This is a genomic window from Halococcus sp. AFM35, from assembly GCF_051195015.1.
Classification (GTDB): Archaea; Halobacteriota; Halobacteria; order Halobacteriales; family Halococcaceae; genus Halococcus.
The window spans coordinates 177,824-192,061 of sequence record NZ_JBNTJU010000002.1; the positions used below are offsets into that span (position 1 = coordinate 177,824).

The 14,238-nt window shown below is 65.4% G+C and carries 14 protein-coding genes and 2 tRNA genes; 6 read left to right on the plus strand and 10 right to left on the minus strand.

From position 1 onward, the window contains the following. The first annotated feature begins 17 nt into the window (after window positions 1-17). Window positions 18-1,028 carry a histone deacetylase family protein gene (locus tag ACQUQO_RS02655; RefSeq protein WP_435076391.1) on the plus strand — a complete coding sequence of 337 codons (1,011 nt, stop codon included), beginning with the start codon at window positions 18-20 and terminating at the stop codon, window positions 1,026-1,028. On the opposite strand, the gene cca is transcribed toward ACQUQO_RS02655, so the two are convergent. Next, the gene (gene cca / locus ACQUQO_RS02660; RefSeq protein ID WP_435076392.1) at window positions 1,007-2,356 is read right to left on the minus strand and encodes a CCA tRNA nucleotidyltransferase; all 1,350 of its coding nucleotides are present in this window, start codon (window positions 2,354-2,356) and stop codon (window positions 1,007-1,009) included. The two genes, ACQUQO_RS02655 and cca, sit on opposite strands and share 22 nt — an antisense overlap. A gap of 85 nt (window positions 2,357-2,441) precedes the next feature. On the opposite strand from cca, the gene ACQUQO_RS02665 reads away from it, so the two are divergent. Further along, window positions 2,442-2,514 (plus strand) — tRNA-Asn (locus ACQUQO_RS02665). Between the two features lie 203 nt (window positions 2,515-2,717). Continuing rightward, window positions 2,718-2,790, plus strand: a tRNA-Ile gene (locus ACQUQO_RS02670). Between the two features lie 61 nt (window positions 2,791-2,851). Here ACQUQO_RS02670 and ACQUQO_RS02675 read toward each other — a convergent pair. Both ACQUQO_RS02675 and ACQUQO_RS02680 read right to left on the minus strand, forming a co-directional pair. After that, window positions 2,852-4,597, minus strand: coding sequence for an alkaline phosphatase D family protein (locus tag ACQUQO_RS02675; RefSeq protein ID WP_435076393.1), 1,746 nt, complete (start codon window positions 4,595-4,597; stop codon window positions 2,852-2,854). 71 nt (window positions 4,598-4,668) lie between these two features. Next, window positions 4,669-5,421, minus strand: coding sequence for a DUF7282 domain-containing protein (locus ACQUQO_RS02680; protein WP_435076394.1), 753 nt, complete (start codon window positions 5,419-5,421; stop codon window positions 4,669-4,671). Between the two features lie 90 nt (window positions 5,422-5,511). Between ACQUQO_RS02680 and ubaA the strand changes: the two genes are divergently transcribed. Beyond that, the gene (gene ubaA, locus ACQUQO_RS02685) at window positions 5,512-6,324 is read left to right on the plus strand and encodes an SAMP-activating enzyme E1 (protein ID WP_435076395.1); all 813 of its coding nucleotides are present in this window, start codon (window positions 5,512-5,514) and stop codon (window positions 6,322-6,324) included. On the opposite strand, the gene ACQUQO_RS02690 is transcribed toward ubaA, so the two are convergent. Beyond that, window positions 6,321-7,238 (minus strand): cobalamin-binding protein, encoded by a 918-nt coding sequence (locus tag ACQUQO_RS02690; protein ID WP_435076397.1) that lies wholly within the window; start codon window positions 7,236-7,238, stop codon window positions 6,321-6,323. The two genes, ubaA and ACQUQO_RS02690, sit on opposite strands and share 4 nt — an antisense overlap. Before the next feature lie 69 nt (window positions 7,239-7,307). Between ACQUQO_RS02690 and ACQUQO_RS02695 the strand changes: the two genes are divergently transcribed. After that, complete coding sequence (locus tag ACQUQO_RS02695) at window positions 7,308-7,901, plus strand: DUF6663 family protein (protein ID WP_435076398.1); 594 nt, start codon at window positions 7,308-7,310, stop codon at window positions 7,899-7,901. A gap of 39 nt (window positions 7,902-7,940) precedes the next feature. Continuing rightward, window positions 7,941-8,234 carry a hypothetical protein gene (locus tag ACQUQO_RS02700; protein WP_435076399.1) on the plus strand — a complete coding sequence of 98 codons (294 nt, stop codon included), beginning with the start codon at window positions 7,941-7,943 and terminating at the stop codon, window positions 8,232-8,234. Here ACQUQO_RS02700 and ACQUQO_RS02705 read toward each other — a convergent pair. The 6 genes from ACQUQO_RS02705 to ACQUQO_RS02730 are packed head-to-tail and all read right to left on the minus strand — an operon-like array spanning window position 8,231 to window position 14,227. Further along, window positions 8,231-8,932: a V-type ATP synthase subunit D gene (locus ACQUQO_RS02705; RefSeq protein ID WP_435076400.1), complete on the minus strand. Its 702-nt coding sequence runs from the start codon at window positions 8,930-8,932 to the stop codon at window positions 8,231-8,233. The genes ACQUQO_RS02700 and ACQUQO_RS02705 overlap by 4 nt on opposite strands. Before the next feature lie 26 nt (window positions 8,933-8,958). Continuing rightward, window positions 8,959-10,446: a V-type ATP synthase subunit B gene (locus ACQUQO_RS02710; RefSeq protein ID WP_435076401.1), complete on the minus strand. Its 1,488-nt coding sequence runs from the start codon at window positions 10,444-10,446 to the stop codon at window positions 8,959-8,961. 13 nt (window positions 10,447-10,459) lie between these two features. Then, window positions 10,460-12,217 (minus strand): ATP synthase subunit A, encoded by a 1,758-nt coding sequence (locus tag ACQUQO_RS02715; RefSeq protein WP_435076402.1) that lies wholly within the window; start codon window positions 12,215-12,217, stop codon window positions 10,460-10,462. 3 nt (window positions 12,218-12,220) lie between these two features. After that, window positions 12,221-12,547: a V-type ATP synthase subunit F gene (locus ACQUQO_RS02720; protein ID WP_435076403.1), complete on the minus strand. Its 327-nt coding sequence runs from the start codon at window positions 12,545-12,547 to the stop codon at window positions 12,221-12,223. Between the two features lie 40 nt (window positions 12,548-12,587). Then, window positions 12,588-13,652 carry a V-type ATP synthase subunit C gene (locus tag ACQUQO_RS02725; protein WP_435076404.1) on the minus strand — a complete coding sequence of 355 codons (1,065 nt, stop codon included), beginning with the start codon at window positions 13,650-13,652 and terminating at the stop codon, window positions 12,588-12,590. Continuing rightward, entirely contained in the window at window positions 13,649-14,227 is a 579-nt protein-coding gene (locus ACQUQO_RS02730; protein WP_435076405.1) for a V-type ATP synthase subunit E, read from the minus strand. Before ACQUQO_RS02730 ends, ACQUQO_RS02725 begins: the two co-directional genes overlap by 4 nt. Window positions 14,228-14,238: the final 11 nt, after the last annotated feature.

Here is a 14,238-nt window from a genome sequence, read left to right on the forward strand (position 1 = left end):
ATAGTGGGGCTGTGGAAATGAGGTTCGGCCATTCGAGCGACTGTCTCGACCACGACCCCGGCCCGCGCCATCCCGAGAGTCCGGACCGCCTGCGCGCGATTCGTCAGGGTCTCTCCAAGCGCCACGGCATCGCGTACGTCGAGGCCGACGCCATCGACGAGGCACAGGCCTGCGCTGTTCACGACGACGACTACGTCGAGGGGTTCCGCGAGTTCTGCGCCGAGGGCGGTGGCCAGTGGGACCCCGATACGGTGGCCGTCGAGGCCACGTGGGAAGCGGCGCTTGCGAGCGCCGGACAGGCCGTCTGGAGCGCACAGGAGGCACTCGATGGCGCTGACGGACGGGAGACGCCCTTTGCCATCGGGCGGCCACCCGGCCATCACGCCGTCGCCGACGACGCGATGGGGTTTTGCTTTCTCAACAACGCCGCCATCGCCGCCCAATCCGTTCTCGACGACGGTGCCGAGCGAGTCGCGATTCTCGACTGGGACGTCCATCACGGCAACGGGACACAGGACATCTTCGACGACCGCAGCGACGTCTTCTACTGTTCGATTCACGAGCGCGGGCTGTATCCGGGCACCGGCGAAGCGAACGAGGTCGGGACGGGCGACGGCGAGGGAACCACCGCGAACGTAGCCTTCCCGGCCGGCGGCGACGATGCGGCCTATCTGGCCGCCGTCGACGACGTGTTTACGCCCCTACTCGCCGAGTTCGACCCGGACCTGTTGCTCGTGAGCGCCGGCTTCGACGCCCACGAACACGACCCCATCTCACGGATGAAGGTCTCGACGGAGGGGTATGGCGTGCTGGCCGCCCGCGTTCGCGCGCTCGCCGAACGTTGCGGAGCGGGGCTGGGGTTCGTCCTCGAAGGTGGCTACGGTCTCGAAACCCTCTCGGAGAGCATCAAGAAGGTGAACGAGGTCTTCGACGGCTACGAGCCGGTCACACCCGACGGCGAGGTCGACGGCCGGCTGCGGTCGGTCATCGAGGACGTGCGGACGGCTCACGGGCTGGGCGAGAAGTAATCGGCGAGTTCGCCGCCGAACTCCGCGGCGAGAGCGGGGACGTCATCGTCCACGAGCACCGAGTACCCATCTTCGAGCGCCCGCTCGATATCGGCCCCGAGCGCCACGCCGTCGAGACCGCCTTCGAGGAGTTCGCGCGCGGTGTGGAACTCGCGTTCGCGCTCGACGACGTATCGCTCGCCGTCGACAAACGGGCCATAACAATCGGCGTCCGCGTACGTTTCGTAGAAGCGCTCGGCGTGTCCGCGCGCGCCCACCGGCGGGCCGACGTGACGTTCGATGCGTGGACGTTCGGCGACGGCGAGTTCGTAGAACAGCACTCCCGTCTCCTCGGCGAACGCCCGCGAGCGAACCACGTCGAAGCCGTGCTCGTCGAGGGAAGCGTGGACGCCCGCGAGGGATTTTTCGAGTTGGGGATAGAGCTGGTCGTCGACAATGGCGGGTGCGTCGAAGCGGACGGCGACCGGCGTCGTCCCACGACGGTCGAGTTCTCGTCGGACGTCCGCGACCGACAGCGGTGCCGGCGGGTCGTCTTCGAAGTGACTCTCGTCGGGGACGGCGAGCAGCCGGCGCGCGTGGTGTTGGAAGCGTGCGAGGTTCGTCGTCGAGAGCACCGCCGCGACGTTGCGCTCGGGGTCGGTGGGGTCGACCATCACGAGCGGGTCGTCGAAGTCCCGCGTACCGTGGCTTTCCGGGTCGAAGCGCGTGGGTGGGGTCCAGTCGGCGGCCGCTTCGACGAGCTCTCGAAAGCCGCGGTGTTCGAGCACCAGCAGCTCGGTGAGATAGCCCGAAAACCCGCGGGTGCGGAGGTCGCTACCGTAGACGCCGACGGCGGAGAGAAAGCGCTTCGCCACACGGACGTCCGTCGCGAGCGCGTCGTCGAGGTGCGATTCGAGATAGCGGGTGTGAAAGGGTGTGCGGTCGACCGCCGAACGGATGGCGGTCGCGCTTTCGACCCGATAGCAGGGCACGAGGTCGACGGCGAACCCCTCGAACGTGCCGGTGACGTAGGGGTGTTCGGCGTACTCCTCGTGGCCATCGGGGAGGACGGCGTGGCCGATGGCGAGTCCGTGGCGTTCGAGCTCCTCGCGCGGGAGGTCCGGGGGAAACCGTACGAACAGGTCGATGTCGCGGTCACCGGGGAGCCACGTCCCGCGGGCGGTCGAGCCGACGTGGAAGGTGTCGACTGCGACAGGGAGGTCCTCGATGGCCGCCGCGGCGCGCTCGTCGAGGCGGGCGGTCGCGGCGTCGAGGCGGGCGCGCTCGTCGGGGTCGGGCGTGACGCGCTCGCGGACCGCCGCGAGGAGTGTATCGAGGGCGTCGGCCATGTCGTTCTTCCCGCGCCGCCGGGGCGAAAGCGTGTCGGTCGAAAGCGAAACCGATATGAACGAACTCCCGCTTCATGCAAACGGAGCCGCCGTAGCTCAGTTGGTAGAGCACCTGGTTGTTACCCAGGTTGTCCCAGGTTCGAGCCCTGGCGGCGGCGTCGGACCTTCGGTCTGACGACCCGTGAGGCCGTGTCTCACGACGGTGTCGAACTTCTACGAAAACGTGGACCCATGAGGCGTACCTCACGACAGCGCGGGCTAAAGCCTGACGAACTCGTGGAGCGGTTCCAGTACGGTGTGCGGTCTCGGTTTCGCCAACAGACGCACTTTTATGCCACCATCGACGACTGTGCCCGTGGGCGGGCCCTTAGCTCAGTGGTGAGAGCGCTCGGCTCATAACCGAGTGGTCGTTGGTTCGAATCCGACAGGGCCCATAATTCCCCGGTGAGCGGCAGCGAGCGGCCGAAATCCTCGTGGCATTCGAAGCGGATGTGGCTACTCGCGGTACTCGTCGGTCACGTCTTCGAGGTCCACGACACCTTCGGGAGTTCGGTAGGCGGCGACGACCGAGCGCTCTGCATCCGGCGCGTCCGTCGTCTTGTCGACGGCGTAGCCGACGTACGTACAGTCCTCGCGGGTGAACTCGACGACGGAGTAGCCCCAGTTGTGGCTGTCGAAAAACTCGATATGCGGATTCATCTTCGTGACGAGCCACGTCAGTAGCGACTCGGTGAGTCGGCCGCGCCAGCCGCGCGTGAGCCGGAGCGCTTCGGCGATGTTGAGCGACGTGATGGCGGGCGTCATGAACTCGACGCCGATGCGCTCGCCCGGTGCGACGCCCGCCCCGCCGGAAACCCGACCCGGATAGGAACTCTGTTGGTAGGCCGCCACGTAGCAGTGCATGTCGCCAGTGAGCGTCACGTAGTTATCGACATCGGCCGCCGCGATTGCCTCGGTGATTCGCTGGCGCTCGCGCGTGTAGCCGTCCCAGCCACCCTGGACGGGGTAGACCGAAAGCGGGCCGGAGCCGAGGCGGAAGGGCACCGTCAGCACCTCGTCGGCCCAGACCGTCCACAGCGATTCCGAACCGGCTATCGTCTCGATGAGCCACTCGCGCTGTTCCTCGCCGAGCATCGTCCGGCCGGGCGGTTCGCGGTGGGGACCGACGTTATCCACTGTGGGAATCGCTTCCCGCGGCGGGTCGCGGAACAGCCGTTCGTCGGTCATGACGAGCGTCACGAGGTCGCCAAAGGCGAAGTCGCGCCATAGTCGAAAGCGCTCCTGCAACGAGTCGCCCTCGGGGTCGTACTCCACGCGAGCCGGCATGTACTCCCACCATGCGTGCATCGCGTCGGCGACGAGGTCGGTCATGAACTCCGGGTCGTCACCCCGTGGATGATTGCCCGCGGGCGCATCCCGACGGTCGTCCCAGTAGAAGTCATCGACGAACTCGTGGTCGTCCCAGCTGACGATGAGCGTGTGCGATTCGAGCGCCGCCTGATAGAACTCGTCCGAGCGGTAGGTGCGGTAGAGATAGCGGTAGTCCGCCAAGCCCTGCACGCGCTCGTGGCCACTCGGCAGTGATGTCCCGCGGTCGTAGTCATCGGTGTAGGGACCGGCGAAGCGCTCGTCGTTGGATTCGTAGATGGAATCGCCCACATGAACGATGAAATCGACGTCCTCCTCGGCGACGCGATGGAAGGCCGGGTAGTAGCCGTTATGATAGTTCTGACAGGCGAGCACGGCGAATCGAACTGATTCGGGCGACTCGTCCGGCCGGGGGAGCGTTCGACACCGGCCGGTTCGGGAGGCAACACCGTCGTAGACGAATCGATAGTGATACTCGCGATTTGACGCGAGTTGGCCGTCGAGATCGACCTTCACAGTGTAATCGTGGGAACGAATTCGCTGGTCGTCGGCGATGACACCGCTGTACACGACGTTCCCGAAGTCCTCGTCGGTGGCGACCTCGACGCCCACCGTGCCGCCGTCGAAGACCGCCGGCGCGAGACGCGTCCAGAGAATGACGCCTGTCGGTGTCGGCCCGCCGCTTGCGACCGATTGCGGAAAGGTCTCGGCCGGGTCGGCCGTGGCGTCGAAGTCGAAACCGTCGCCGTCGGTCGCCTCGTCGGGTGTCACGGACACCGCGAGGTCGTGGGCGTCGAGCGTCGAGAGCAGTTCCGAGTGGTCGTCCGCTTCGCATGAGGGGTCGTGGCTACCGGGGCCCGCATCGTCCGACATACTCGGACCTGACGAGGGGCGACTATCGGCGTTGCGGTAGCGGACGACCGCTCGGGCGAAAGCGTCCGGGGTCAGTTCTGCCGCGTCACGAGCAGCGCGACCGCGAGCAGCGCGACGACCGCGACCGCGAGACCGAAGCCGGGACCGGACGAGCTGCTGCCGTCGCCGCTCCCGTTCGTGCCGCCGCTTTCGTTGCCGCTGGCGTTGGTTTCGGCTCCGCCGGCACTGCCAGCCTCGGTCGCTTCACCGCCGGCGTCGGTCGCGGCGTCACCGGTCGGGGTGTCGGTCGCTGCGCCGGCGTTCCCCGAGTCCTCGACGGTGACCTGTGCGATGTCGACGATGCGGCGGTCACCCTGTGTGAGCGGTGGGTCCTGTTGGCCATTGGAAGCGACGAAATCGAACTGGTCGTTGCCGTTGCTGTCGGTGTGGACGACCGCCGTCAGTGATTTCGAGCTGTTGATCGGCTGGTCGAGCTGGATGCGGATGTTGTCCGACGTGCCGGCGCTGAGTGGGTACGAGGCCCCGATGACCTGGTTCGTTTCGTTGCCCGAGCGGGTGCTGTCGTAGATGGCGACGAACCCGCTTTCGGGGAGCGTCGCGGATTTGATGAGCACGCTCTCGCCGCTGCTGTTCTGGTCGTTGAACGTGACGGACGGGCCGCTCGTTCCGGTTGCCGAGCCACCCGTTTCCGTGTTGGCGTCGGTCGTGCCGGTCGGTGACTGCTGTGCGTGGATGGAATCGGTGGCGGCGAGCGCGCCGCCCGTGCCGGCCCCCACGACCAGCAGAGCCGTGACGAGGGCGACGGCGACTGAATTCAGTTGCATGCTGGGTCGGCATACAAATCCATCCGTCATAAATGTAGATATTCGCTCGTCCGACCCGCGCGTTTATTCCGTCGGCGACGTAGAAGACGTATGAGCGACCTCAGTCTCGATGAGACCCAGCTCGACCGCTACTCGCGTCATATCATCATGGACGGGGTCGGGCCGACTGGCCAGCGGTCGCTGCTCGATGCGGCCGTGCTCGTCGTCGGTGCGGGTGGTCTCGGCGCGCCGGCCATCCAGTACCTCGCCGCCGCGGGCGTCGGTCGGCTGGGCATCATCGACGACGACGTGGTCGAGCGCAGCAACCTCCAGCGACAGGTCGTCCACGGCGACGGCGACGTCGGCGCAAAGAAAGTCGACAGCGCCGCCGACTTCGTTGCCCACCTGAATCCCGACGTAACGGTCGAGACCTACGACTACCGATTGAATCCCGACAACGCTGCAACGCTCGTTTCCGAATACGATTTCGTCGTCGATGGCTCCGACAACTTCCGCACGCGATACCTCGTCAACGACGCCTGCACGCTCGCCGGGATTCCCTTCTCGCACGGGGCCATCTACCGCTTCGAGGGGCAGGTGACGACCTTCGCCGAGGGGTCGCCGTGCTATCGCTGTCTGTTCCCCGAAGCACCGCCCGAGGGAACGGTGCCGGACTGTGCAACGACGGGCGTACTCGGCGTCCTCCCCGGAGTCGTCGGCTCGATACAGGCGACCGAGACGGTCAAACATCTCATGGGCATCGGCGAGAGCCTCGACGGACGCCTGCTTTCCTACGACGCGCTGGCGATGCGTTTCGAGGAACTCCCCATCGAGCCGAACCCTGGCTGTCCCGTCTGTGGCGCGGCGGGCATCGACTCGATGGCCGAAATCGACTACGCCGGCTCGTGTGCGGTCGCCGACTAGGATTCGACCGGTAGCGCCGACAGCGGACGCACGGCATCGGCCGGCGGGTCCTCGAAGGCGTCGGGATGAATCACTCCTCCCAAGTGTTCGAGCGAGTCGACGAGCCGCGGCCCCGGTCGGTTGACGTACTGGTGGCCGTCGATGGCATAGATACGGCCCTCCCGTACTGCGGTCAACTCGTCCCAACCCGGCCGTTCAGTCAGGTCAGCGAGGTTCTCGGTGGTCTGGTCGAGGTCGAACCCACACGGCGCGACGACGAGAATTTCTGGGTCGTATTCCCGAATCGCGCGCCATTCGACCGGGCGCGAGGCTGCGCCGTGGTCGGTCAGGCCGTACGTGCCGCCGGCCATCTCCACCATCTCGGGAATCCAGTGGCCGGCGCTCATCACGGGATTCGTCCAGTCAAGCACCGCCACGCGCGGGCGGTCGTCGGTCAACCTGGCCGTCTGCTCGACCATCCGCACTCGCGCTTCGAGGTCGGCGACGAGTTCGCTTGCTCGGTTTTCGGTGCCCGTCGCCGCGCCGATACGACGGATGTCCGGGAAGACGTCCTCGATGCTGTGGGGGTCGGTCGTGAGCACTTCACAGTCGAGTCCCAACTGCTCGACGGCCTCGCGGACTGCCACCGCATCGACCGCACAGACGTCACAGATGCCCTGCGAGACCACGAGGTCGGGGTCGAGGCGTTCGAAAGTGCCGAGGTCGATGTCGTAGACGCCTCCCGATTGTTCGGCGGCGAGTACCTGCTCGTCGATTTCCCCGCTCGACGCTTCGGGGTCGACCCGCGAACGGTTGACGGCAGGTTTGTCGGCCACCCATGATGGATGGTCACATTCGTGGGAGACGCCGACCGGCTCGATGCCGAGCGTGGCGACGATTTCGGTCGCCGACGGGAGCAAGGAAACGACGCGCATACCTCCGGACGGACCGCCACGACCATAGCCCTTCGTGAACGGTTTCACCGCGCGGAGTCAGTATCGAGTATGGAATCGACGACGAACGGGACCTTTCGCGTGCTCGCCAGTCCGCGTGACCCCGCGGAGCTACTGCTGCTCGACATCGAGACGCAGGACCCGACCTACGTCACGACCGCGGGCTACGAGGGCGACCTCGGACGGGCAGTCGAGGGGCTGGAGCCGGGAAACCGCATCACCACCACGCTCTCGTGGACGAACGAGACGCCCCGTTTCGCCGACATCGAGGTCGAGACCCGCACCACAGTCGCGTTCGCCGACGACGCGACCGGCATCTTCGAAGTCGCTCGCGAGACGTGGCAGGAGGCACAACGCGAGGGAAACGCGATGAATTCGCGGACGACGCGAAACACCGACGACGAGGCCAACGGGGTGGTCTATACCTTCGCCAAACAGCCCGGCCAGCGCGACCTCTACGAGGAGTTCGCCGACGGCATCACGCCGCTGGAACCGCTCATCGACCGGCTGGCCGCGAGCGCCGAGCCGCCGTTCGCGGTGTTCGTCCTCCGGCCACGTGAGGAGCCGTTCGTCCCTGTGGTCTTGGCGGCCGACCGGGACGGCCAGTTCGCCACGACGATGGCCGAGACCTACGAGGGCCTCTGACGGACCGTTTATACACCGGGATGCACAAAAGCGGGCAGAATGCTCGATGAGGCAGACCGCAAGGATCTGGAGAACGTTCGGCTGCGACTGCGCGTGCTGAGCGGCATGCACAAACTCGACGCCATCGAAAACGCCGATGACATGAGCGAACGCGACGCGGGCGAAGCCGAGGGGAAAAGCGTCGCCTACGGCAAGGCCGCAGACCACATCGCGGCGCTGCTCGACGACGATTACACACAGGAAAGCGTCACCGACCTCGTCGCCGACCTCCCCGAGGAGTGGAGCATGAACCTGCTGCGGTATGCGGCCTACAGCGAGCGCACCGACGATTAATCCGAAGTGACGGCGACTTCGCCCTCGGGCCGTTCGGTTTCGGTGGTGGCCGCCTCGCGGGCCTCGCGCTCCTCTTCTTCTTTCTTGTTCTTGATCTTCTTCATCCGGAAGATCTCCTCGCGCTCTTGCTCTTCGAGTTTCTGCTCGATGTACTCCTGCGACTCCCTGAGTTCGGGCAGCAGTTTGAATTCGAGCGCGTTGACCCGTCGCTTGGTTGTCTCGATCTCGTTGAGCATCTTCTTCATCGCGGTCTCGACCTCCGCGGCGAGGATGATGGAGTCGATGAGGTCCTCGTAGGCGTCGGCTGCCTCGTCGATGTGGGCGCTCGTTCCCAGAATGCCGTAGCCACGCTCGTCGAGGCCCTTCTTCACTTTCGAGGACTCGATCTGGGGCACGACGACGCCCATGATGTTCTTCGACTGGATGGTTATCTCGGGGTGTTCCTTGAGCGCTGCCGCCGCCCCGCGCACCGCGAGGTCGCCCTCCATCGCCCGCGCCATGTCGATGGTCTGCTGGGCCTGCTCGTAGTCCTCGCCGAGACCCGAGCGCACGTCTTGGGCTTGGTCGAGGATGTCCATGAACTCCATGATGAGCCCGTCGCGTTTCTGTTCGAGCGTGTCGTGGCCGCGCTCGGAGAGGTCGATACGGTCCTCGATGGCCATCAGCTCCTTTCGCGTGGGTTTGACGTCGTTTGCCATTGGAAAAAGCTAATCGACCGAGGTCCTTAAGCTTCGGCCTCGGACTCGACCGCGCTCTCGTCCTCTTCGCTCGTCGATTCCTCGTCCGTCAGATCCGCCTCACCGGCGTCCTCGCGGTAGTACTGCTCGATGAGGTCCTCGTCGATGCGGTTGAGCGACTCCTTGGGGAGCGTCGAGAGCAGGTCCCAGCCGATGTCGAGGGTCTCCTCGACGTCGCGGTCGTTGTCGTAGCCCTGATCGACGAACTCGTTTTCGAACCGGTCGGCGAGGTCGAGATACCGGTTGTCCTGTTCGGACAGCGCCTCGCGGCCGACGATGTTCACGAGGTCGCGCAGGTCCTCACCTTCGGCGTAGGCGGCGTACAACTGGTCGGAGACGTCGCCGTGGTCTTCGCGGGTCAGACCCTCGCCGATACCGTCGTCCATCAGGCGTGAGAGGCTCGGCAGGACGTTGACCGGCGGCTGAATCCCCTGCGAGTTGAGGTCGCGGTCCATCATGATCTGACCCTCGGTGATATACCCAGTCAAATCGGGAATCGGGTGCGTGTCGTCGTCGCCGGGCATCGTCAGGATGGGAATCTGCGTGACTGACCCCTCGCGGCCCTTGATGCGGCCCGCGCGCTCGTACAGTTGGGCGAGGTCGGTGTACATGTAGCCCGGATAGCCACGCCGACCGGGCACCTCCTCGCGGGCGGCACCGATCTGTCGCAGCGCCTCACAGTAGTTCGTCATATCCGTCAAAATGACGAGCACGTGATAGCCCTTTTCGAAAGCGAGATACTCGGCGGTCGTGAGCGCGAGCCGCGGGGTGATTTGGCGCTCGACGGCGGGGTCGTCGGCGAGGTTCGAGAAGACGACCGACCGTTCGAGCGCGCCCGTGCGCTCGAAGTCCGCGAGGAACTCGTTGGATTCCTCGGCGGTGATGCCCATCGCACAGAACACCACCGCGAACTCCGAGCCGTCCTCGTCGCCGTCGCCGCCCTCGCCGTCATCCGCTTCGATTTCCTCGGGCACCGTCGCCTGCCGGGCGATCTGGAGCGCGAGGTCGTTGTGCGGCAGCCCGGACGCCGAGAAGATGGGCAGTTTCTGACCCCGCACGAGGGTGTTCATCCCGTCGATGGCCGACACACCAGTTTGAATGAACTCCTCGGGATACTCCCTCGCGGTGGGATTGATGGCCGAGCCGATGATGTCCTCGCGCTCCTCGGGGACGATCTCCGGGCCGTCGTCGATTGGCCGGCCAGACCCATCCAGAACGCGCCCGAGCAGGTCCTCGGTGACGGGCATCTTCATCGTCTCGCCGAGGAAGCGAACGGAGGCCTCGCGGTTGATGCTGCCGGTGCCCTCGAAGACCTGAATCGAGGCGAACTCCTCGCTCGATTCGAGCACCTGCCCGCGCTTCTGTTCGCCGTTCGGCAGCTCGATCTCGACGATCTCGTCGTAGCCGACCGGCTCGTCGATTTCGACGAAGACGAGCGGTCCGCTGATCTCCTCGATAGTTTGGTATTCTTTCATTGGCTGTGGTAGTCTAGTACTTCTCCCGGAGCTGGCTCTCGATGTTCGTCTCGATGTCCTCGATGAACTCCTCGTACTCCTCGGTGGTGCCGATACGGTTCAGCCGCGGTGCGGCGTCGATGCTCGTTATCTCCTCGACCGGGACCCCGGCGTCGAGCGCCGCGAACGCCTCGTCGTTGTAGGTCTTGATGGCCTGCATGATGAGGTAGGTCTTCTCCGGCGCGGAGTAGGCGTCCACGTCGTCGAGCGCGTTCTGCTGGAGGAACGCCTCGCGCAGGTAGCGCGCGATATCGAGGGTGAGCCGCTGGTCGTCCGGCAGCGCATCCTCGCCGACCAGTTGGACGATCTCTTGGAGTTCGCTCTCCTCGTCGAGCGTGTCGATGGCCCACTGGCGCACGTCGGGCCAGTCCTCGGCGACGTTCTCCTCGAACCACGGGTCGAGCTGGTCGCGGTACAGCGAGTACGACTCGTTCCAGTCGATGGCCGGGAAGTGCCGGCGTTCGGCGAGGTCGGCATCCAGCGCCCAGAACGTCTTCACGATACGCAGCGTGTTCTGGGTCACGGGTTCGGAGAAGTCGCCGCCGGGCGGGGAAACCGCGCCGACCGCCGAGATGGAGCCTTCAGTTCCGTTGATGTTCTGGAAGTAGCCCGCACGCTCGTAGAACTCGCTGAGACGGGCGGCGAGATAGGCCGGATACCCCTCCTCGCCGGGCATCTCCTCCAATCTCGAACTGATTTCGCGCATCGCCTCGGCCCACCGCGATGTCGAGTCGGCCATCAGCGCCACGTCGTAGCCCATGTCTCGATAGTACTCGGCGATGGTAATCCCGGTGTAGACACAGGATTCGCGCGCCGCCACCGGCATGTTCGAGGTATTGGCGATGAGACAGGTCCGTGACATCAGCGGCTTCCCGGTGTTCGGGTCCTCCAGTTCGGGGAAGTCGTCGATGACCTCCGTCATCTCGTTGCCGCGCTCGCCACAACCGATGTAGATGACGATGTCCGCATCCGCGAACTTCGCAAGACTTTGCTGGGTGACCGTCTTCCCACTCCCGAATGGACCCGGAATCGCGGCCGTCCCGCCCTTGGCGAGCGGGAACAAGCCGTCCTGAATCCGTTGTCCTGTGACGAGCGGTGTGGTCGGCGTCTCCTTGTCCACGGTGGGTCGGGCCTCGCGCACCGGCCACTCCTGGTGCATCGTGACTTCCTCACCGGAATCGAGTTCGGCGACCGTCTCGGTGACGGTGAACGCGCCCTCCACGACGCTCGTCACCTCGCCACCGTCGTAGTCCGGCGGGACCAGAACTTTGTGCTCGATGCTCTCGGTCTCGGGAACTGTGCCGACGACATCGCCGGCTTCGAGGTCGTCGCCTTCCTCGACGGTGGGCGTGAACTCCCATTCTTCGTCCATGTCGATGCCCGGCGCGTCGACACCCCTGTCGAGGAACGCGCCCATCCGGTCTTCGAGCACGTCGAGCGGGCGCTGGACGCCGTCGTAGATGGAGTAGAGCATCCCGGGACCCAAATCTACCGAGAGGGGTTCGCCGGTGTTCGCGACGGGTTCGCCCGGCGCGACGTTCGAGGTCTCCTCGTAGACCTGAATCGTCGTCCGGTTGCCCTCGATCTCGATGACCTCGCCCATCAGCCCTTCCTCGCCGACGTAGACCACGTCGTTCATCCGAGCGCCGAGGTCCGTCGCCACCACCACCGGACCGCTCACGCTCGCAATCGTGCCGTCCTCGTCCGTCCGTGTATCTGTTGCCTGGCTCATAAATTAACTGTCGTCCATCAGGTCGATGCCGATGGCGCGTTTGATCTGCTCGCGCAGTCCGCCGCTGCCGGCTCCCTCGCCGCCGAGGGTCACCAGCGTGGGTTCGATGCTCGTTTCGGCGTCCTCTCGCACCCCCCGCGAGAGATGTTCCATGTCGTCCTCGCGCATCACGACGATGCCGATGTCCTCGTCGTCGAAGACGCGCTCGACCGCCGCGTCGAGTTCCTCGCTCTTCTCGTCGTCGGGCACGTTCTCGAAGGCTCTGACGCCCGCGAGTCGAAAGCCCGTCGTGAACTCCGGGCTGCCGACGACGGCTATCTCCTGACTCATGGGCTGGTACTGTGAACGCCACCCGTTTCGGCCTGTCGATTCATACCATCACCAGCTCCTCCTCGATGGTCTCGGGGTCCAGCCCCGCCTCCTTGCCGCGCGCGATGGCGCGGACGTTGTCCACCTCGCGCATCTTCGCCAGCACGTAGGCAAAGACCGGACAGACCGAGAGCGGATAGCGATTCGAGAGGCTTCGCGAGTATTCGAGCAGCGCCCGGTCGAGTGCGCGCTCGACACCCAGCAGGCTCTCGGCCGATTCGAGTTCGGACAGCGCTGCATCGAGATCGTCGCCGTAGGGACCTTCGCGCAGGCGCGCGACGAGTTCGTCGGTGTTCGAGACCAATCCACGAATCTCCTCCTCCTCCTCGAACAGCCGCCCGCCGTCGATGTAGTATTCGGCGGGGTCGACGTCCGCGCCGCTCCGGGAGAGCCGCAGCGCGTTCTCGACGTTCCGGAAGTCGATTTCGGCTTCGAGGAAATCGATGTACAGCTGCGTCGGGCGGTTCGGTTCCGCAGGAAGGTCCTCGATGAGCGCCTCGTAAAACGCCCGGTCGGTGGCGTTTTCGAGCGGGACGAGCACCGCTCGCTCCTCGTAATCGCCGTAGGCCTCGGCGAGTGCCTCCCCGAACAGCGTGTCCGCAAGCATATCGACGACCGCCTCTATCGACTCCGCGCCGAGCAGGCGGTCGATGCGCTCATCCGAGAACTCGCCGGCGCGGATGAGGTCGGTCTCGACCGCCTCGCGCTCGGCCTCGGAATACAGCCCGCGCATGACAGTTTTAATGTTCCATGCGTCGAACTGACGGAGATAGCGCGCGATGTAGTCGTACAGCGGTCCCTCGGCGAACCGGAGCAGGTCGTCGAAGTGGTTCGCGAGGTTCCGGTGGAGGGCGTTCTCGATGAGGTCAACCCCGGAGTACCGCGCGCCGAGGGCGTTCATCGCCTCCTCGTACTCCGATTCTTCCATGAATCGGGCGATCTCGCCCGGTCCCATCCGAATCAGCTTGCGATAATCGTCCTCGTCGAACAGCTTCGCCCGGCGCGAGCGGACGCGCGCGGTGACGTACTCGTAGTTCGAACTCGATGCGTTCGTTCGCGTGCTCATTGGTCGAACAGTCGTTCGCTGACTGCTTTCAACTCCGCGTCCCAGACCGCATCGAACACCGAGTCGAAGGTGTTGTTCACCCGCACGCGCGAGGCTTCGCTCTCGGCGACGATGCCGCCGAGACACTCGACCGACCCAGCACGTTCGAAGTCCTCGTAGTCGTCGAGAATCGACTCGATGAGGTCGGCGTCGTCGTCGCGACCATAGACCTCGACGAAACCCTCATCGAACTCCGCCGCCGCGTCGTCGAGCAGCTCGCGGGTCAGCTCCTCGCGCCGGTCACCGGCGATGTCCGCGATTGCGGATTCGGCACGGTCGCGAACCTCGGCGAGGCTGTCGCGGCGCGCTTCGAGGCGCTTCTGTTTGGCCTCCAGTTTCGCACTGGAGAGTTTCTGTTCGCGCTCCTGTTCGATGCGCGTTTCGAGGTCGCGCTCGCGCTCGGCGAGGATTTCCTCGGCGTCGGCCTCGGCCTCGGAAATGATTTCCTCGACGCGCTCGTCGGTCTCCTCGTCGATGCGCTCGGCGCGCTCCCTGGCGTCGTCTTTGATGTCTTCGGCGACCGTATCGAGACTCATTGGTTGGAAGG